Genomic DNA, 20,400 nt, shown 5'->3' on the forward strand with positions numbered 1-20,400 from the left:
TCAATCCGCGCACCGAGGTCATCGGCGACTGGGATGAAGTGTGTCGGGCGTCACGCTGGCGGCCCATACGCCGGATGGCGTATGCCGGCATCGCGCCGTGATGCCGGCAGGCGCACGGCACGCCACCGGCCGGGTCTGGCCCGACGACGCCGCGGCCCTTTGCTAGATTGGGCCGATCAGGACAGGGAGCGCGTGATGAAACCGATCTGGATGGTGCTGCTGGGCGGCCTGCTCGGCGCGATCGTGGCGGGCGACGGCACGCCGGCCGGCGGGGCAGCATTCGGCGCGGCCATCGCCTGGCTGCTGGCGCGGCAGCTGGCTCAAGGCCGCGAGATCCAGACCTTGCGTGCGGCCTTGCGCGAGGTGCAGGACGCGCCACGGGCCCCGGCTCCCGCGCAGCCCGCGGACATGCCGCAGCCCGCAGCGCTGGCGCAGCCGGTCGTCGCGAAGGCCGATGGCGACGCGCTTCCTGCGCCCGCCTACACGCCCACCATCTCGCCCTCCATCACGCCCTCCAGCGCGCGCCCACCTGCTCCAAGCCCCGCACGGCCGCCACGCGAACCGCTGGACCTGCTGCCCGCGCCGCTGCGTGCCTGGCTGGTCGGCGGCAACCCCATCCTCAAGCTCGGCATCGGCGTGCTTTTCCTGGGCCTGGCCTTCCTCGCCAAGTACGCCAGCGAGCACGTCAGCCTGCCGATCGAGCTGAGGCTCGGCGGCATCGCGGCGGCGGCGCTGGCGCTGCTGGCCTTCGGCTGGCGGTTGCGCACGAGCCGGCCGGTGCATGCGCAGGTGCTGCAGGGCGGCGCGGTCGCCACGCTCTACCTGACGCTCTACGCGGCCACGCGCTACTTTGGCCTGATGCCGGCGGGCACGGCGTTTGCCGCGATGGTCGGCGTCGCCGCGCTGGCCGCCGGTCTGGCGCTGCGGCAGCGGGCGTCGGCGCTGGCCATCGTCGGCGCACTGGGCGGCTTCGCCACGCCGCTGCTGCTGCAGACCGGCTCGGGCGATGCGCGGCTGCTGTTCGGCTACTTCCTGGTGCTGGACCTGGGCATCGCGGCGGTGGCCTGGCGGCTGCGGTCACGGGCGCTGAACCTGATCGGGTTCCTGGCCACCTTCGTGATCGCGACGGCCTGGGGCCTGCTGTCCTACACGCCCGCCGACCGACCCTGGGCGCAGGCCTTCCTGATCGCCTACTTCCTGCTGTTCGACGCGGTCGTGCGCGTGACTGCGCTGGCTCGGACGGCCCGACCTGCCGACTTGGAAGGCGCGGCCACGGCGGCCGGCCACCACCGCCTCGATGCGCCGCTGGTCTTCGGCCTGCCGGCCATCACCTTCGTGCTGCAGGCCGGGCTGGTGAGCGACCTGGCGCACGGCGCGGCCTGGGGCGCGCTGGTGCTGGGCCTGTTCCACCTCGCGCAGTCGGCCGCGATGCGTCGCCTGGCGGCCAGCCCGGCCAGCCGGCTGCTGGTGCAGGCCGATGCGGCGGTCGGCGTGCTGGCGCTGACGCTGGCCATCCCGCTGGCCTTCGACGCCAGCCAGACCGCCGGCATCTGGGCGCTCGAAGGGGCCGGCGCCTTCTGGCTGGGCCTGCGCCAGCAGGGCCGGCTGAGCCGGGCCTTCGGCCTGCTGCTGGTCACGCTGGCGGGCGCGGCGCTGGTCCATGCCGGCCTCGACGCCACGGCACCGCCCCCCGTGCTGGACGCCTGGTTCCTGAACGCGCTGCTGGTCGCGGCCGGCGCCGGCCTGGCGGCCTGGCTGGCCTTCCGGGCCGGTCCGGATGCGCTGGCCGCCGCGCCGGTCGGCCGCTGGATCGAGCCGGCGCTGATCGGCTGGTCGACGCTGTGGCTGGCCGGGGCAGCCGGCTGGCAGCTGGTCTGGCAGGTGCCACGCGCCGCGACGATGGGCGGGTTGCTGGTGGGCGCCGGCCTGATCGCCACGCTGTCGGTGCTGGCCGGCCGGCGCTGGGATTGGCCGGGCGCGGCGCGGGTCGCGTTGGGCCTGGCACCGCTGCTGGCCCTGCTGGCGCTGGCGAGCTGGCTGGACGGCCATGACCCGCGCCGCAGCGGTGGCGGCTGGGGCTGGCCGGTCGCGCTGGGGGTCCACGGCCTGGTGCTGCAGGCCGGCCTGCGACAGCTCGACCCGGACCGGGCCGCCGGCTCACCCTGGGCCTGGCTGAGCCGCGTCACGCGCCTCGCGGGCGTCGCCACCGTCGTGCTGCTGGGCTCGGCGCTCGGCCATGCGCTGGCCGCGCCCCTGGGCACCGCCGACGGCGCCTGGCCGTGGCTGGGCTGGGGACTGTTTCCGGCGCTGCTGCTGGCCTGGCAGGTCCGCCTCGATGCACGGCCCGCCGCCGCAGGCGTGGCCGCCTGGCCGCAGCGCCTGGACCCGCCGACCTACCGCGACGCGGCCGGCGCGCTGGCCTTCGCGCTGCTGGCCTGGGCGCTGGGAGCCCAGGCGCTGTCCGATGGCGGCCTGTCGCCCACCCTGCCCCCGACCGCCTCGGCCCTGCCGCTGCTGAACCCGCTGGATGGCCTGGTCGCCCTGGCACTGTGGACCGTCTGGCGGACCCTCCCGACGCTGGATGCGACCGCCTGGCCGGCCTGGAGCCGCCAGCGCGAGGTCTGGCTGGGCGCCAGCGTGTTCCTCTGGCTCAACGCCATGCTGCTGCGCGCCTTCCACCACCATGCCGGCGTGGCCTACCGGCCGCAGGCCTGGATGGAGACCGCCGCCGTACAGACCGGCCTGACGCTGCTGTGGACCAGCACCGCACTGGCGCTGACCTGGTGGGCCTCGCGGCGCGCGGCGCGCACGCCCTGGCTGGTCGGCGCGGCGCTGCTGGGCGGCGTGATGCTCAAGCTGCTGCTGGTGGACCTGTCGGGCAGCGGCACGGTCACCCGCATCGTGTCCTTCATCGGCGTGGGCGTCCTGATGCTGGTGATGGGCTTCGTCGCGCCGCTGCCGGCTGCACCGCGCACGCCCGCCGCGCGCGACGAGCAGCCTGCCGCCTGAGCCGGTGCCGCTCAGCGCCCGAGCTGCGGCACCTTGCCGATGGCCACGGCCGCGGCCGCATTGCGGGTCTCGACGCCCAGCTTCTCGTAGACGTGTTCGAGGTGCTTCTTCACCGTCGCCGCGCTGGCGCCGAGGATGTCGGCAATGTCGCGGTTGGTCTTGCCCCGGCACAGCCACAGCAGCACCTCGGCCTCGCGCCGGGTGACGCGCAAGGCCAGCACCAGCGCCTCCAGCGTGGCGGCGTCGTCGGACTCGCGCAGGACGACCAGCCACTCGCCGTCGCCGGTGGCCTCCTGCAGGCTGCAGCGCAGCCGGCGCGTGCCGACCTCCAGGTCCAGCGGCAGAGCCTGCCGTTCCAGGCCGGCGGCATCGGGCTGGCTCACGCGTCGAGCCTCCCGCTGCAACCAGGCCAACAGCTCGACCGGGGCACGGCGCAGGTCGGTGCTGTCGGGTTCGGCCGGATCGGCGAGCATCTGGCGGGCCAGCGCGGTCTGCCACAACACGCGGCCGTCGACCAGGCGCACCACCAGGCTGGCATGGCCGAAGGCATCGAGCGCGTTGCGCGCCAGGCGCTGCTCGCGCGCGGTGTGCAGGTGGGCGGCGATGCGGGCCAGCACCTCGCGGGCGCGGATCGGCTTGGTGACGTAGTCGCAGCCACCGGCGGCGAAGGCGGCGACGACATGCTCGGTCTCGGTCAGGCCGGTCATGAAGACGATCGGGATGTGGGCGGTCTGCGCATCGGCCTTGAGCCGGCGCGCGACCTCGAAGCCGTCCATGCCGGGCATGACCGCATCCAGCAGCACGACATGCGGCCGCGCCTGCAACGCCCGGGCGATGGCGTCGACGCCGTTGGTGGCCACCAGCACGGTGTAGCCGGACTCGTCGAGCGCGTCGTGCAGCACGGCGAGGTTGTCGGGCACGTCGTCGACGATCAGCACGATGTCGCTGGCGTTGCGGTCAAGCACGGCGGTCGTCTTCCTGGGTGAGGGGTGCGGGTGGCAGCTCGCGCAGCAGCGCGTCGAGCTGGAAGCCGCGGGCCAGGCCGCGCCAGCGCTCGATCGACGCGGCCGACCGGGCATGCCGTTGTTGCAGGCCGTCGAGCGCGCGCATCACGCCGCGCAGATAACCCAGCGACAAGGCCTCGCGCAGCGCGGACAGGTCGGCATCGGGCGGCAGGGATGTCGCATCGACCCGCCCGGCTGGCTCATGGCCTGAGCCTGTCGGAACGCCGATACGGGGCGCGTCGATCCAGTCGATCGACAGCTGGCGGCCGAGCCAGTCGAGCAACTCGTGCAGGCGCACCGGCTTGACGAAGAAGTCGGCCGGCGTGATGCCGACGTCGTTGTCCAGCGCCTGGTCGAAGGCATTGGCCGAGACGATGGCGCGGACCGGTGGCGGCGCATCGGCCGGCCAGTCGCGCTGCAACCGTCGCAGCGTCTCCCAGCCGTCGATGCCGGGCATGGCGAGGTCCATGAAGACGGCCTCCGGGCGCTGCGACGGCGCCAGGGTGGCCAGCAGCGCCAGCGCCTCCTCGCCGCTGGCGGCCTGGCGCAGGTCGAAGCCCAGCGGCGCCAGCATGGACAGCAGCAGGCCGCGGTCGGCCTCCTCGTTGTCGACCACCAGGATGCGGCGCGGCCGGCCACGCTGGCCGATGCGCACGGGCACCTGCTCGCGCGGCAGCGCGGCATCGTCGGCCAGCGCCGGCAGGAAGAGCTTGAGCCGGAAGGTGGTGCCCACGCCGGGCGTGCTGTCGACCGTCATCTCGCCGCCCATCAGCGCGGTCAGCATGCGGCTGATGGTCAGGCCGAGGCCGGTGCCGCTGCCCGAGGCCGCACCGGCCGCCGAGCCGCGCTCGAAGGGCTCGAAGACCCGCTCCAGCTCGGCCGCGTCCATGCCGGGGCCGGAGTCGACGATCTCGAAGCGGGCGATCTCGCGGGCATGCTGGACCCGCAGCACGACCTGGCCCTGCTGGGTGAACTTGACGGCGTTGCCGACCAGGTTGATCAGGATCTGGCGCAGCCGCCGCTCGTCGGCCCGCACGACCGCCGGCAGGTGCGCATCCAGCTCGCTGCGGAAGGCGATGCCCTTGGAGGCGGCCTGCAGCTCGAACAGCCGGGCGATCTCGGCGAGCGTGTCGGCAAAGCGCATCGGCCGGGTCTGCAGTGCGAGCTTGCCGCCCTCGATGCGGGCCAGGTCCAGCGTGCCCTCGATCAGCGACAGCAGGTGGTCGCCACCGCGCCGGATCACGCCGACGGCCTGGCGCCGGTGCGCCGGCATGGCCTCGTCCTCCTCCAGCAGCTGGGCATAGCCGAGGATGGAGTTCAGCGGCGTGCGCAGCTCATGGCTGATGGCGGTGATGTAGCGCGTCTTGGCGCCGTTGGCCGCCTCGGCCTGGGCCCGCGCGGCATCGGCCACCGCCTTGGCGTCCTGCAGCGCCAGGTCGGTCTGGCGGTGCGAGGCGATCTCGCGCTGCAGTGCCACGGTCTGCTGGTGCAGCGCCTCGGTCTGGCGGTTCGACTCCTCCTGCGCCACGACCCGGCTCTGATGCGCCAGCACCAGCCACCACGCCACCACGCCGGCGGCCAGCAGCAAGGCCGCGTAGGCCTTGACGTAGCCCGCCCGCAGGCCCTCGGTCAGGCCGGACCAGAGGTCGGGCGACAGGCTCAGTCCCTGAGCCTCCAGCGTGCGCAGTTCCTGGTGATAGAGCACGCCGAACATCAGCCCCAGCAGCGGAACGACCACCAGCATCAGCAGCACGAAATGGCCCAGGCCCTTGTCCAGATAGGGCCAGACGCGGCGCGGCAGCAGCCGCCGCAAGGCCGCGCTCCACTGCACCGACAGGCGCGCCTGCGGCTTGCACAGGTCGTTGCAGCGGGCGTCCAGCGTGCAGCACAGCGAGCAGATCGGACCGCCGTAGGCCGGGCAGGCGGCCATGTCGTCGGACTCGTAGTCGCGCTCGCAGATGCTGCAGCGGGCCAGCGACAGCGGCGCGCCCTCGGTCGGCCGGCCCAGCCGGCGGTAGGTGCCCGAGGACGGGCAGGCGGCGCAGGCACCGCCCGGGGCGCCGTCGCAGCCAGCGGGCTGCGTCCGCGCCAGGTAGTAGCGCCCGCCGGTCGCCCAGGCGATCAGCGGCGAGGCGATGCAGGCCGTCACCAGCGCGATGGCCGCCGACCAGGCCTGCGTCCAGGGCCCGAACAGGCCCAGGTAGGCGGCCACCGACAGCAGCGAGGCCAGCACCATCGCGCCGACCCCGACCGGGTTGATGTCCCACAGGTAGGCGCGGCGGAACTCGATGCCCGGCGGCGACAGGCCCAGCGGCTTGTTGATGACGAGGTCGGCCACCACCGCCATCAGCCAGCTGATCGCGAGGTTGCTGTAGAGGCCCAGCACGCCGCCCAGCGCCTGGAACACGTCCAGCTCCATCAGCACCAGCGCGATGAGGATGTTGAACAGCATCCAGACCACCCGGCCGGGGTGGCTGTGGGCCACGCGCGAGAAGAAGTTGCTCCAGGCCAGCGAGCCGGCATAGGCGTTGGTGACGTTGATCTTGAGCTGCGAGACGACCACGAACAGCGCGGTGGCGGCCACCGCCCAGCCGTAGTTCGGGAACACGTACTCGTAGGCCGCCAGGTACATCTGGTTCGGGTCGACCGCCCGTTCGGTCGGCACCGAATGGCCGATCGCCAGGCTGGCCAGCAGCGCGCCGCCGAGCATCTTGAGCACGCCCGGCACGATCCAGCCGATGCCGCCGACCAGCGTGCCGGCCCACCAGCGCAGCCGGTTGCGCGGCGTGCGCTCGGGCATGAAGCGCAGGTAGTCGGCCTGCTCGCCCATCTGCGTGATCAGCGCGATGCCCACCGTCATCGCCGCGCCGAAGGCCAGGCCGTCGAAGCCGTGCAGGTCGCGTTCGCCACCGTAGGCCCGCAGCTCGTCGAGCAGGCCGGGGTTACGCGCGAACACGTAGGCATAGGGCAGCAGCAGCATCGCCAGCCACAGTGGCTGGCTCCAGACCTGCAGCCTGCTGATCAGCGTCACGCCATGCGTGACCAGCGGGATCACCACCAGCGCGCAGACCAGGTAGCCCCAGGCCGGCGGGATGTCGAAGGCAAGCTCGAGGGCGTAGGCCATGACCGCCGCCTCCAGCGCGAAGAAGATGAAGGTGAAGCTCGCGTAGATCAGCGAGGTCAGCGTCGAGCCGATGTAGCCAAAGCCGGCGCCGCGCGTCAGCAGGTCCATGTCCAGGCCATGGCGGGCGGCGTAGACGCTGATCGGGATGCCCGCCAGCGCGATCACCAGCGCGGTTGCCAGGATGGCCAGCGCCGCGTTGACGAAGCCGTGCTGGACCAGCAGCGTCGCGCCGACCGCCTCCAGCACCAGGAAGGACGAGGCGCCGCCGAAGGCGGTGTTGGCCACCCGGCCGATGCCCCAGCGGCGCGCCGCGCGCGGCGTGAAGCGCAGCGCGTAGTCCTCGATCGTCTCGTGCGCGACCCAGCTGTTGTAGTCGCGCCGGACCTTGATGACCCGCTGCGGCGGCGCCTCCTCCGCCCAGGCGGAGGCCGCAGAGGCAGGGACATCGACGGGCGGCAGGGCGGACATCTTGGCGACAGGGATCGGCGGCAGGGATCGGCGTGAACGGACCGCACGGGAGTGCAAGTTCCACACCATCGAACCGGGTTCGGCGGATGGATGCGGCGGGCGGGTCAGCGCATCGTTGGCGGCGCGCTGGCGGGCCCCGGCTCCCGGTGCATCGAAGGTGGCACGCGCCTTGCGCCAGCGTGGCCCTGGCCATCCAGCCGGCCCACCCGACCCGAGCACGACATGGAACTGACCCCGCGCGAGAAGGACAAGCTCCTGATCTTCACCGCCGCCCTGCTGGCCGAACGGCGCAAGGCGCGTGGCCTGAAGCTCAACTACCCCGAGTCGGTCGCGCTGATCAGCGCGGCCATCATGGAAGGGGCCCGCGACGGCAAGAGCGTCGCCGAGCTGATGAGCGACGGCAAGCTGGTGCTGTCGCGCCACGAGGTCATGGACGGCGTCGCCGAGATGATCCCGGAGATCCAGGTCGAGGCCACCTTCCCGGACGGCACCAAGCTGGTGACCGTGCACCAACCCATTGCATGAACGACGTCGGGCAACCCATCCCGGTGCGTCACGCACCGGCGTCTGCCTGATCTCTGACCCATCGATCGCACCCCCACATCACCGGAGCCGCGCATGAACCTGCTCATCCCTGCCCTCATCGGCCTGACCGCCTTCAACGCCCAGGCCCACGAAGGCCACGGCATGCCCGGCCTGAGCCACTGGCATGCGGGCGACAGCGCCCTGTGGCTGGTTGGCGCCGCCCTGGCCGCCGGCCTGTGGCTGGCCCGCCGTGGCCGCTGAAGCCATCAGCCGACGAGCGCAGCCATGATCCCCGGCGAACTCTTCACCGACGGTCCCGACCACCCGATCAACACCGGCCGGCGCACGGTCACGCTGGTGGTCGAGAACGCGAGCGACCGACCGATCCAGGTCGGCTCGCACTACCACTTCGCCGAGACCAATGCCGGCCTGCGCTTCGACCGCGCCGCCGCGCACGGCATGCGGCTGAACATCGCCAGCGGCACCGCCGTGCGCTTCGAGCCCGGCCAGCAGCGCACCGTCGAACTGGTCGACTACGCCGGCGACCGGCAGGTCTGGGGCTTTCGCGGCCTCGTACAAGGAGCCCTGTGATGGCATTTGTCCCGCGACGCGCCTATGCCGAGATGTTCGGCCCCACCGTCGGCGATCGCCTGCGCCTGGCCGACACCGATCTGATCCTGGAGGTCGAGCAGGACCTGACGCTGCGCGCCGGTCACTACGGCGAGGAAGTGAAGTTCGGCGGCGGCAAGACCATCCGCGACGGCATGGGCCAGAGCCAGCGGTGCAACGGCCCCGGCCCCGGCGACGCGGTCGATTGCGTCATCACCAACGCGGTGATCCTGGACCACTGGGGCATCGTCAAGGCCGACATCGGCCTGAAGGGCAACCGCATCGCGGCGATCGGCAAGGCCGGCAACCCGGACGTGCAGCCGGGCGTGGACATCGTCATCGGCCCGGGCACCGAGGTCATCGCGGCCGAAGGGCTGATCGTCACCGCCGGTGCGATCGACAGCCACATCCACTGGATCTGCCCGCAGCAGATCGACGAGGCGCTGGCCTCGGGCGTCACCACCATGCTCGGCGGCGGCACCGGTCCGGCCACCGGCACCTTCGCCACCACCTGCACGCCCGGCCCGGAGAACATCCAGCGCATGCTGCAGGCGGCCGACGCCTTCCCGATGAACATCGGCTTCCTGGGCAAGGGCAACGCCAGCCGTCCGGAAGCGCTGCGCCAGCAGGTCGAGGCCGGCGCGATCGGCCTGAAGCTGCACGAGGACTGGGGCACCACGCCGGCGGCGATCGACAACTGCCTGAGCGTGGCCGAGGAAAGCGACGTCCAGGTCGCCATCCACACCGACACGCTCAACGAATCGGGCTTCGTCGAGGACACCGTCGCCGCCTTCAAGGGCCGCACCATCCACAGCTTCCACACCGAAGGTGCGGGTGGCGGCCATGCGCCCGACATCATGAAGGTGGTCGGCGAGGCCAACGTGCTGCCCAGCTCGACCAACCCGACGCGGCCCTACACGGTCAACACGCTCGACGAGCACCTGGACATGCTGATGGTCTGCCATCACCTGGACGCGGGCATCGCCGAGGACCTGGCCTTTGCCGAGAGCCGGATCCGGCGCGAGACCATTGCGGCCGAGGACATCCTGCACGACCTCGGCGCGATCAGCATGTTCTCGTCGGACTCACAGGCCATGGGCCGGGTCGGCGAGGTGGTGATCCGCTGCTGGCAGACGGCGCACAAGATGAAGGTGCAGCGCGGCAAGCTGCCGGGCGACAGCGAGCGCCACGACAACGAACGCATCAAGCGCTACCTGGCCAAGATGACCATCAACCCGGCGCTGGCTCACGGCGTGAGCCATGAGGTCGGCTCGATCGAGGTCGGCAAGTGGGCCGACCTGGTGTTCTGGAAGCCGGCCTTCTTCGGCGTCAAGCCCAGCCTGGTGCTCAAGGGCGGCTTCATCGCGCTGGCCGCCATGGGCGACCCGAACGCCAGCATCCCGACGCCGCAGCCGGTCCACTACCGGCCGATGTTCGGCAGCTTCGGCGGCGCGATCGCGAAGACCTCGCTGACCTTCCTGTCGCAGTCGGCCCTGGCCGACGACGTGGCGACCCGCTACGGCCTGCACAAGCACCTGTCGGCGGTGCGCGGCTGCCGCACGATCAGGAAGGCTGGCATGGTCCACAACAGCTACACGCCGGTGATGGAGATCGACGCCCAAACCTACACCGTGCGCGCCGACGGCCAGCTGCTGACCTGCGAACCGGCCAAGGTGCTGCCGATGGCGCAGAGGTATTTCCTGTTTTGAGGGGCGACGGCTCGCGTCTGATCGGTCCTCAGTACGGCGCCTTCCAGAAGCCGCTGTGGTCCTGCTTGAACTTGGACTGGTGATTGAAAACGCGGGTCGCGGATCGGGCATGCAGCGCGATGGTGTCCGTACTCAGCGCCAGCGCGTGCACACGGACGTCAAACACCAAGCCTGACAGCGACGCCACACCGTCCGAGCCGGCGAGCACCAGCGGATCACTCGTTTGGATGCGATAGCCGGGCGGTACGGTCGACGTGTACAAGGCTGATGAATCGAGGCGTACACCGTCCAGGTGGATGGACATCACGCCGGAAACGCGATCGATCTGGGCTGTTACCGTGTGCTTGACCGAGCGGTCACTCAGTCGATCGCCGATGGCAGCCTTGATGCCGAGACGGGCCGCGCCGGCTTCGGAGCCCAGGGCGCGGAACTTGATGTAGCCGTCCTCGATGAACAGCCCCCAGCCGGGCACGGTCGAAATCCGGTTGCCCTTGCGGGCCAGGAAGGAAGGGCCGGCAAGAGTGGCGGTCGAGCGCAGGGCGAAGCTCACCGAAACGCTGAAGTCACCCTGGTCGGGATCCATCGTCGATTCGCTGGCGATCTTCCCCATCGACGCGTTCAGCACCCCGGTGGCGAACTGCCTTCCGAAGGCGGGAACACGCCAGCTGTCCTTGCCGGCGGTCATCGCCTCCAGGTTTACCTTGGTGAACAGCAGGCCCGATTCCATGTTCCCGCCGGTGTAGGCACCGGACTTGACCGCTTCATGCAGGATGCCGACCTGGTGATCGGTCGTGGCCACGAGGTCGCTGTACGCAGCGCTGCCGGCTTGATAGACGTACTCGGTCGACCAGGTCACGCCTTCGTCGTAGCTGACCCTCAAGGTCCCCTTGATGCGGCTCGAGTCATTGGCGGGGTTCGAGAAGACCAGCCGGGACACCATGCTGGCCTCGGTTGAACGCGAGAAGGACAGCACGCTCGATTCGACCAGTGGGGAGATCAACTGAGGGTCATAGCCGAGGTTCTTCCAGTAGTTGCTGCCGTCGTTGGGCCGGTAGTCGTGGACTCCCCCCATCCATGAGACACCCCCGTCCTCGCTGAAGGACACCGCGTTGACCTTGCCGACCGATCGGTGATAGTTGCGCATGGTCATGTAGATCTGACCGCCGTCGAGTTGGGCCGCGCTCGACTCGTTGGTGTCGGCACCGACGGTCCCTCCCAGCGTGAAGGTCTGGCTCGCAGGGTCCAGGATCACCGCGTGCGTGAACATTCGATAGGCGCTGCCACCCATGCCCAGGCTGCTTTCCGAGTGATTGGCGGGAAACAGCAGCTTGCCGTCGGCCAGCTCGATCGCATGCCCGGGCGTCATGGCATACCAGCCCCACAGGCCAGACGAGTAGTTCTTGTTGCCAGCATAGGGATGCACCTGAGCATCGATGTTCAGAGCCTGCGCGCCTGCGTCGGTCCACGTGAGACCGCCATCCGCGCTGCGGCGGTAGTACACAGCCGCACGGTAGTCACTCTGGCCCGCACTGAGCGGACCCTTGCGGTCCGCAAGGATGCTGCTTTCGGAGACCGCTGCCTCGCTGCTGGTGTCATTGGCGTTGTAGTTGACGTTGTAGACCAGGTGGACCTTGCCATGGCGGTCCACCACGGGCGCGGGATTTCGGGTGACACGGCCGCCGTGATCGGCCACGATCTGCACGGGGCCCCAGACGCCATCGGGGGTGCGGCGACGCATCACCACGTCGATGTTGGCGTCGTGGTCGCCGCAGCCGTATTGCCGACCTTCGGCGAAGGCGAGCAACGTGCCATCGGACAAGGTCACGACGGCGGGGATCCGGTAGCACGCATAGCGTGGCACGCCGGTGGTCGTGGCCATGCCGTTGCGAAAGACCCATTCCTCTGTGGCCTGCGCGGCACCGATTCCGTTGGCGGCGGCGCACATGCCGGATGCGGTTGTCAGGGCCAAGGCCCAGTACTTCGGATTCATGTCGTCTCCTGGCGTTGTTCGAAACTCGCTATTGCTGACGCGCCAATCAGGCCATCCATTCGAGGAAGCCGATGTCGTCCAGTTCGCGGTGCAGGGCCAGTTTCTCAGTCGCGGACATGGCCTGCAGCGGCAGGCGGGTCGGGCCGCAGTCGTGGCCGATGAAGGCCATCATGGCCTTCAGGGCCGGCAGGGGCCGGTAGCGCTTGACCGCCTCGACCATGTGGGCCGAGAGCAATTGCAGGCGGCGGGCCTCGGCCAGGTTGCCGGCCAACGCATGGGTCATGACCGCCTGGTACAGGCGCGGCGCCAGGTTGTAGGTGCTGCCCACGGCACCTTGCGCGCCGGTGGCGAGGCCGGCCAGCAGCATCTCGTCGACGCCGAAGACCAGGTCGAAACGACCATCCAGCACGGCCGCGCAGCTCTGGAACTCGTACAGCGTCGGGGCCGTGTACTTCACGCCAGCCAGGTTGGGGATGCGGTCGGCGGCCTGCCGCAGGAACTCGACCAGGTCAAGGCTCACGCCGGTGAAACCGGGGATGTGGTAGTAGTAGAAGGGCAACTCCGGCGCCGCCGAAGCGATCTCGGCCATGCTGGCAACGAGTTGCTCCAGCGTTGCGGGCTTGAAGTAGAACGGCGGCAAGGCCGAGATCGCCGCCGCGCCGGCACGCTGCGCATGCGCGGCCAGCTCGCGCGCCTCGACCAGCGAGGTGTGCGCGACGTGCGCGATGACCGGCAGGCGCCGATCGGCCGCACCGACGTGGGCTTCCAGCGTCAGCATGCGTTCGGCCATGCTCAGCGAAGCGCCCTCGCCGGTGGTGCCGCAGACGAACAGGCCGCCAGCGCCGTGACCCTGCAGGCGGTCGACGATGGCGGGGATCTTCGTCAGGTCGATCTGGCCGTCCTCCTTCATCGGCGTGAAGGTCGCGGGCACGAGCCCCTTGAGTCGAAAGCCGTTGGGCATGGATGCTCCGTGGATGGCGAGGAAACGAGGGCTGGTCGGCCACTCAGAGGATCGAGCGCGGATCGAGCGCGTCGCGCAGTCCGTCGCCGACGAAGTTGATGGCCAGCACGGCCATGGCGATCATCAGACCGGGCACCAGCCAGAGCCAAGGCATGGTCTCGAGGATGGTCAACGTCTGCGCGTCGCGCAGCATGTTCCCCCAGCTCGGAATGGGCGCCTGCACGCCCAGGCCGAGGAAGGACAGCGCCGCCTCCTGAAGGATCGCGCTGGCCACGCCGAACGTGGCGGCAACGGTCACCGTGCCCACGACGTTGGGAAAGAGGTGGAACAGCATGATCCGGTGCGGCGGCACGCCGACCGAGCGGGCCGCCAGCACGAAGGGCTGTTCGCGCAGCGACAGAAACTGGCCGCGCACCAGCCGGGCAATGCCCGGCCAGGTGAGGATGCCGATCACCAGCATGGTGTTGTAGATGCTGGGGCCGAGCACCGCCGCCACCGTGATGATGAGCACCAGCGACGGGAAGGCCATGAACATGTCGGTCAGCCGCATCAGCAGCATGTCCACCTTGCCGCTGGCGTAGCCGGCGATGCCGCCGATGACGATGCCGATCACGGTCGAGATCGAGACTGCGACCAGGCCGACCGACAGCGACACGCGACCGGCATGCAGCACGCGCGACCAGACGTCGCGTCCGGTCGTGTCGGTGCCCAGCCAATGCGCCAGGCTGGGCGGCTGGCCCATCGCGTCGAGGTTGATCTCGATCGGCGAATGGCGTTCGATCCATGGCGCCAGCAGCGCCAGAAGGATCATCAGGCACAGGATCACCAGACCACCCATGGCGAGCCGATGGCGGATGAAGCGCCGACTGGCCTTGGCCCAGGGACTGATGCCACGCACGCGGGCGGACGTGGTCGGGACGATGGAAGGGATGGGACTCGTCATGGCTTCAGTCGAATCGGATGCGCGGATCCAGGCTGGCATAGGCCACGTCAGTCAGCAGGTTGCTGACCAGGACCATCACGGCTGACAGCAGGACGTAGCCCATGATCACGGGCGAATCTCGACCGGTAACCGCGTTGATGAACATCAGGCCAATGCCGGCCCACTGGAAGATCGTCTCGATGATCACGGCCCCGCCGAACAGCACCGGCAGCGACAGGCCGATCACCGTGACCACCGGTACCAGCGCGTTGCGCAGCACGTGTCGGGCAATCACACGCCATTCCCGAAGACCCTTGGCACGGGCGGTGCGCACGTGGTCGTTGTTCATCACCTCCAGCACGCTGGCCCGTGTGTAGCGCATGAACACCGCCGTGCGCGCCAGGCCCAGCGCCAGCGCCGGCAGGAGCAGGTGGCGCAGGTTGTCGGTCAACGAATAGGCTTCGCCGGCCGTGCCGAAGCCCGAGGTTGGCAGCAGGTGCAGCTCGATGGCGAAGACGTAGACCAGCACCATGCCGAGGAAAAAGTCGGGGATCGACACCCCGGCGAAGCCGAACAGCGTGAAGCTGTAGTCGACCCAGCTGTATTGCCGCAGCGCCGACACCACGCCCAGCGTCACGCCGACGACGATGGCGAACAGCAGCGCCACGCCCATGAGCTGCACGGTGGCCGGCAGGCGGGCGGCGATCACTGCGCTGACCGGCTCGCCGCTCTGGAAGGAATAGCCGAGATGACCGTGCAGCAGCTGCCACAGCCAGCGTCCGTACTGCTGCCAGACCGGCAGGTCGAGGCCCAGCTGGCCACGGCGAAGCTTGATGAGGTCTTCGGCCTGCGGGGTCTCGTTGGAGATCATCGCCAGCACCGCATCGCCCGGCATCTTCGAGGCGATGAGGAAGACGATCAGCGTGATGCCCAGCAGGATCGGGATGCTGACCAGCAGGCGACGGACGAGGTAATGGAACATGGAGTACCCAGGCAGAAGGGAAGAACCCGTGCGGCGGCGCGGCCCGCGCCGCCGCGGCAGGTGGCTGGGCTCAGTTCTTCACGTCCCACTTCTCGACCTCGTTGTAGACGGGCAGGTCGAAGATCAGGTTGGGCATCTCGGCGTAGTGCTCGGCCGGACCGCTGACGCGCTTGCTGAACGCCATCGGACGGACCTCGTACCAGAGCCAGCCGCGGAACATCTCGGTGTTGAGGATCTTCGAGATCTCCTGGTAGGCCGGTGCCCGCTTCGCACGGGCTGATTCGCTCAGGGCCTGGTCGTACAGCTCGTCGACACGCTTGTTGCACCAGCCGAAGGCCAGCTGCGCACCGCAACGGCTCGTCAACGCGCCCAGCGAAGGATCCAGGCCCTGGCCGTTGGCGAAGTAGCCCATCTCGAAGGTGCCGTCCTTGTAGACGGTCTGGATCTCGGCCGGGTTCAGCAGGCGCGGCACGATGTTCACGCCGACCGCCGACAGGTAGGACTGGATCGCGGTGACGGTGTCCTTGTTGACCTGGTCGGCGTAGTAATAGATGAAGTCGATCTTGCGGCTGGTGTCCCAGCCCGCATCGGCCAGCAGCGCGCGCGCCTTGGCCGGGTCGTACTTGTAGGGATTGAGGTCGGCGGCCTGGGCCCATGCGGCCGGGAACATGGTGTTCGAGATCTTGCCGGTGCCCTTCTTGATCGACGCGATGATCTTGTCGCGGTCGATCGCGTGGACCATGGCCTGGCGTACCCGCACGTCCTTCAGGTAAGGCTGCGACAGGTTGAACTGAAGATAGGACGGCAGCCCGGCATCGAGGTTGGGCAGCACGGTCAGGCCGGGCTGCTTCTGCATGCGCTCGACATCGCTGATGGGCACGCCGCCACCCTCGTAGGACATGACGTCGATCTCGCCGGCCGACAGCGCGTTCAGGATCGACGGGATGTCCGCGAAGATGCGGTAGATCATGCGCGACGCCCTGGGCTTGCCCAGGAAGTAGTCGTCGTTGCGGGCCAGCTCGATGTACTGGTCCGGCACATGGCGCACCCACTTGAAAGGTCCGGTGCCGACGCGGTTCTCGGTCCAGTACGGTGCCTGTTGCAGCTCGGACGCCTTGATGCCGCCAAGCAGGTGACGCGGCAGCATCGTGATCGAGATCTGCTGCAGGTCCACCCACAGCGGCCGGGTGCCGACCAGCTCGATGTGCACGGTGTGGCTGTCGACCTTGCTGACGCCACGCAGGCTGCTGGCCTTGCCGTCGCGGAAGTCCTGGTAGCCGGCCACGTCGACCAGCTTGGGCGCGTAGATCGAGGCCACGGCCGGATCGGCATAGGTGTTGAACGAGAACACCACGTCATCGGCGGTGAAGGGCTTGCCGTCGTGCCACTTCACGCCCTTGCGCAGCTTGAAGACCCAGGACTTGCCGTTGTCGGGCGTGCTCCAGGACTCGGCCAGCATCGCGGCCACGCCGTTGCCGGTCCACTTCACGTGGGCCAGGCCCTGCAGCACGGTCTCGTCGAGCCGGCGCCCGCAGGTGGTCCACAGCGGGCCTCCCATGCAGCCGGTGCGGAAGGCCTGTCGGATCGTGCCTGCCGGTGCGGCGGCGGCCTGGGCCGACACCGCCGTCGGCGTGCCGAGCGCGAAGGCCAGCAGCAGGCTGCCCGCGGCAGCGAGGGTGGAGGTTCGAAGTCGCATGGGGATGCTCCTGGGGTAAGGCTGGCGGGTCTGCGCCGGGCGGGTTGAACGACAGGGTGGGAGATCAGGCGTGGTGACACGCCACGCGATGCAAGGCCGGCGACGGGGTCGCGCCCGTCGGGCCGTTCAGCTGCGGCGACTCGTCGCGGCAGCGCGCACTGGCCATCGGGCAGCGCGGATGGAAATGGCAACCGGCGGGCGGCTTGGCCGGGCTGGGCACATCGCCCTGCAAGGTGATGCGCTGGCGCGCCCGCTCGCGCTTCGGGTCGGGCACGGGCACCGCCGACAGCAGCGCCCGGGTGTAGGGATGTCGCGGCATGTCGAACACCGCATCCCGACCGCCGATCTCGACGATGCGGCCGAGGTACATCACCGCGACGCGATCGCTGAGGTAGCGGACCATCGACAGGTCGTGCGAGACCATCAGGTAGCTCAGGCCCAGACGCGCTCGCAGGTCCGCCATCAGGTTCACGACCTGCGCCTGGATGGACACGTCGAGCGCGGCGATCGGCTCGTCGGCAATGATCAGAGAGGGGTTCAGCGCCAGGGCGCGCGCCAGGCCGATGCGCTGGCGCTGGCCGCCCGAGAACTCGTGCGGATAGCGGTTGATGAAGGACGGCGCCAGACCGACCAGCGCCAGCAGGTCTTCGGTGCGCTCGCGACGCTCGGCCCGGCTGCCGATCGCGTGGACGTCCAGCGGCTCGCCGACGATGCTGCCGACCGTCATGCGCGGGTTGAGCGAGGCATGCGGGTCCTGGAAGACCATCTGCATGCGGCGGCGCATCGCGCGCATCTCTCGCTCGTTCAGGCCGGCGAGGTCGACTCCCTCGACCTGCACCGAACCGCCGCTGAGCGCCAGCAGGCGCAGCACGGCCAGTCCGGTGGTCGACTTGCCGCAGCCGCTTTCGCCGACCAGGCCGAGCGTCTCGCCAGGATGGATGTCGAAGGACACGCCATCGACCGCACGCACGGCGCCGACCTGCCGGCGCAGCAGGCCTTCGCGGATCGGGAAATGGACCTGCAGGTCATCGACCTGGACAAGCGGGCGAGCCTGGGTCACGTCGTTCATGCCAGCTCCTGTGTGCGGACGGCATCCATCTCGTCGGCACGCCAGCAGCGCGCGACCTGGGAGGCCGTCGGGCCGGACAGTGGCGGGAGCGCCTCGCGGCAGCGCTCGACCGCATGGACGCAACGTGGCGCGAACGCGCAAGTCACCGGGTGCTCGCGCAGGTCGGGCGGCGAACCGTCGATCGGGACCAGGCGGGCAGCGTCGCGCCCTTCGAGCCTCGGCATCGCCTGCAGCAGGCCGCGCGTATAGGGGTGACGGGGGCGCTCGAACAGCGCATCGACCGGCGCCTGTTCGACGATGTGCCCGCCGTACATCACGGCGACCTTGTCGACCACACCGGCGACGAGGCCGAGGTTGTGGCTGATCCAGATGACGGCCATGCCCAGCTCGCGCTGCAGGCCCTGGATCAGGTCGACGATCTGGGCCTGGATGGTCACGTCCAGCGCGGTGGTCGGCTCGTCGGCGATCAGCAGGTTGGGGCCGCACGACAGCGCCATCGCGATCATGATGCGCTGGCGCTGGCCACCCGAGAACTGGAACGGGAAGTCGCCCAGGCGCTCGCGGGCACGCGGCAGGCCGACCCGCTCGAACATCTCGATGGCATGGGCCTTCGCGGCCTTCGGGCCGAGGCGCAGGTGCAGGCCGATCATCTCGGTCATCTGCAGGCCCACCGGCAGCACCGGGTTGAGCGAGGTCATCGGGTCCTGGAAGATCATCGCGATCTCCTTGCCGCGGACCTGGCGCAGTTCGGCGGCCGACAGCCGCAGGAGGTCGCGGCCACGGTACAGCGCCTGGCCGGATTCGATGCGCCCGGGCGGATCGCCGATCAGGCCCATCAGCGACATCATCGAGACCGACTTGCCGGAGCCGCTCTCGCCGACGATGCCCATCGATTCGCCCTCGTCGAGCGTGAAGGAAATGCCGTTGACCGCGTGCACGGTCGCACCGTCGGTCCGGAAGCGCGTCACGAGGTCGCGCACGTCGAGCAGCAAGGGCACGTCAGATCCCGGATTCAAGAGGCGGACGGCGGACGGCCCGTGCGCAGCAGGCTGGCACCACGGGCCGTCCGGTGGGACGACTGACCAGCGTCAGAACTTGGAGGCGATGCCCAGATCCATCGCGGTCGTGTTGGTGCGGCTGAGCAGCCCGTTGCTGCGCGCGATGTCGGAATAGACGGAGGTGCGGGGGCTCAAGTTGTAGAGACCGCCCAGGCCCATCTTCTTGGCCGAGACCGTGCCCGCACCGTTGGACTTGGCCTGAGCCAGGCCAGCACGGATCAGGAAGTCGCCAACGGGCACGTGCAGGCCGGCGCCCATGCCGGTGATCTTGAGAGCACCGACCGGGTCGTTGACCGCCCAGGAGCCCATCACCTTGACCGGCCCGAAGTTGTGCAGGCCGGCGATCTGGATGTTGCGGGTGCCGCGGTTGTTGCGCTCGACGCCGACCATGGCCGAGGTCGGGCCCTGGTCGTAGGTCAGCGACGCGCTGACGGGCTGGGAAGGCTCGTCGCGGTCGGACTTCTGGATGGCGCCACGCACGGCAAGACCACTCCAGTTCGGCGTTTCGTAGAACACGGCGCCATCCCAGCGGCCTTCACCGCCGACAAAGGCATCAGATACCCCGGCTGCATTGAGTGCCTTCGTCGTGTCATCCACCGCCTTGTAGTACGCCGTCAGGTAATCCTGCGTGTGGGCCACGGTGGCCACGCCGAAAGGCTCGAACTTGCCATTCGGTTCCTGTACCGGGGTCAGACCGCGGCCGATCCGCAGCCAGCCCCAATCGTTGCTGCGCAGGCCGACGCGCGATTCGCCCTGCCAGAACGGTCGGGCACCCGCCTTTTCCAGCATGCCGCTGTTGGGCTCGAAGCGGTGCTGCAGGCCGAAGGTGGCGGTGTTGCCGCCACCGAGATCTTCGACGCCCGAGAAGATCAGGCGGTTGTTGTTGCCGGCCGCCACCTTCCAGGCCTGGGCGGGGGCTGGCGTCGTCGACGTGTGGATCAGCGACACGTCCAGCAGGCCGGAGATCGTCATGCTGCTCTGGGCGGCCACACCGCCGGCAAACGTGCCAAGCACGGCCAGCGCGATCAGGGATTTCTTCATGTCGGGCTACTCCTCAGGTCCTGGGTCTGTGGGTTGAAAGTCACTTATGTACCGCAAGTCATCTGATGACTTGTGAAGCGCATGACGTAGTCTATAAAAACTCATCAGATGACAAGGCTACGGTTTACCCGGTGTTTGCGTCATACTTACAACTAAACAAGGGTAAGTGTCGACATTTATCGCCTTAAACCCAAGCAATTTGAACATTTCCCAAGCGATTATTCGCTGACACG

At 69.4% G+C, this 20,400-nt stretch carries 15 protein-coding genes; 5 read left to right on the forward strand and 10 right to left on the reverse strand.

Translation table 11 applies throughout. The annotated features are described in order from the left end of the window. The first annotated feature begins 195 nt into the window (after positions 1–195). Positions 196–3,009, forward strand: a complete 2,814-nt coding sequence (locus Q8X39_RS09185) for a DUF2339 domain-containing protein (protein ID WP_305749370.1) — start codon at positions 196–198, stop codon at positions 3,007–3,009. Positions 3,010–3,020: 11 nt separating this feature from the next. On the opposite strand, the gene Q8X39_RS09190 is transcribed toward Q8X39_RS09185, so the two are convergent. Then, positions 3,021–3,974 carry a response regulator transcription factor gene (locus tag Q8X39_RS09190; RefSeq protein ID WP_305749371.1) on the reverse strand — a complete coding sequence of 318 codons (954 nt, stop codon included), beginning with the start codon at positions 3,972–3,974 and terminating at the stop codon, positions 3,021–3,023. Continuing rightward, entirely contained in the window at positions 3,967–7,605 is a 3,639-nt protein-coding gene (locus Q8X39_RS09195; RefSeq protein ID WP_305749372.1) for a hybrid sensor histidine kinase/response regulator, read from the reverse strand. Before Q8X39_RS09195 ends, Q8X39_RS09190 begins: the two co-directional genes overlap by 8 nt. Positions 7,606–7,827: 222 nt before the next feature. Between Q8X39_RS09195 and ureA the strand changes: the two genes are divergently transcribed. The 4 genes from ureA (at position 7,828) to ureC (ending at position 10,448) form a co-directional block, all read left to right on the forward strand. After that, positions 7,828–8,130 carry an urease subunit gamma gene (gene ureA, locus Q8X39_RS09200; RefSeq protein ID WP_305749373.1) on the forward strand — a complete coding sequence of 101 codons (303 nt, stop codon included), beginning with the start codon at positions 7,828–7,830 and terminating at the stop codon, positions 8,128–8,130. 93 nt (positions 8,131–8,223) lie between these two features. After that, positions 8,224–8,391 carry a hypothetical protein gene (locus tag Q8X39_RS09205; RefSeq protein ID WP_305749374.1) on the forward strand — a complete coding sequence of 56 codons (168 nt, stop codon included), beginning with the start codon at positions 8,224–8,226 and terminating at the stop codon, positions 8,389–8,391. Positions 8,392–8,415: 24 nt separating this feature from the next. After that, the gene (locus tag Q8X39_RS09210) at positions 8,416–8,721 is read left to right on the forward strand and encodes an urease subunit beta (RefSeq protein ID WP_305749375.1); all 306 of its coding nucleotides are present in this window, start codon (positions 8,416–8,418) and stop codon (positions 8,719–8,721) included. After that, on the forward strand, positions 8,721–10,448 hold the full coding sequence (ureC, locus tag Q8X39_RS09215; protein WP_305749376.1) for an urease subunit alpha: 1,728 nt from the start codon (positions 8,721–8,723) through the stop codon (positions 10,446–10,448). The genes Q8X39_RS09210 and ureC overlap by 1 nt, the downstream gene beginning before the upstream one ends. Before the next feature lie 28 nt (positions 10,449–10,476). Here the strand turns inward: ureC and Q8X39_RS09220 are convergent, their stop codons facing one another. From Q8X39_RS09220 to Q8X39_RS09255, 8 genes are all read right to left on the reverse strand, one after another. Next, positions 10,477–12,438, reverse strand: a complete 1,962-nt coding sequence (locus Q8X39_RS09220; RefSeq protein ID WP_305749377.1) for a sialidase family protein — start codon at positions 12,436–12,438, stop codon at positions 10,477–10,479. Between the two features lie 46 nt (positions 12,439–12,484). Then, entirely contained in the window at positions 12,485–13,399 is a 915-nt protein-coding gene (locus Q8X39_RS09225; RefSeq protein WP_305749378.1) for a dihydrodipicolinate synthase family protein, read from the reverse strand. Positions 13,400–13,442: 43 nt separating this feature from the next. Continuing rightward, positions 13,443–14,342 carry an oligopeptide ABC transporter permease gene (gene opp4C, locus Q8X39_RS09230; protein WP_305749379.1) on the reverse strand — a complete coding sequence of 300 codons (900 nt, stop codon included), beginning with the start codon at positions 14,340–14,342 and terminating at the stop codon, positions 13,443–13,445. A 4-nt stretch (positions 14,343–14,346) separates the two neighbouring features. Continuing rightward, entirely contained in the window at positions 14,347–15,303 is a 957-nt protein-coding gene (locus tag Q8X39_RS09235; protein ID WP_305749380.1) for an ABC transporter permease, read from the reverse strand. Between the two features lie 70 nt (positions 15,304–15,373). After that, positions 15,374–16,999: an ABC transporter substrate-binding protein gene (locus tag Q8X39_RS09240; protein WP_305749381.1), complete on the reverse strand. Its 1,626-nt coding sequence runs from the start codon at positions 16,997–16,999 to the stop codon at positions 15,374–15,376. 64 nt (positions 17,000–17,063) lie between these two features. After that, positions 17,064–18,068, reverse strand: a complete 1,005-nt coding sequence (locus tag Q8X39_RS09245) for an ABC transporter ATP-binding protein (RefSeq protein WP_305749382.1) — start codon at positions 18,066–18,068, stop codon at positions 17,064–17,066. Then, positions 18,065–19,066 (reverse strand): ABC transporter ATP-binding protein, encoded by a 1,002-nt coding sequence (locus tag Q8X39_RS09250; protein WP_305749383.1) that lies wholly within the window; start codon positions 19,064–19,066, stop codon positions 18,065–18,067. Before Q8X39_RS09250 ends, Q8X39_RS09245 begins: the two co-directional genes overlap by 4 nt. A 90-nt stretch (positions 19,067–19,156) precedes the next feature. Continuing rightward, complete coding sequence (locus Q8X39_RS09255) at positions 19,157–20,167, reverse strand: porin (RefSeq protein ID WP_305749384.1); 1,011 nt, start codon at positions 20,165–20,167, stop codon at positions 19,157–19,159. Positions 20,168–20,400: the final 233 nt, after the last annotated feature.

This window comes from Leptothrix discophora, from assembly GCF_030705305.1.
GTDB lineage: Bacteria > Pseudomonadota > Gammaproteobacteria > Burkholderiales > Burkholderiaceae_C > Sphaerotilus > Sphaerotilus discophorus.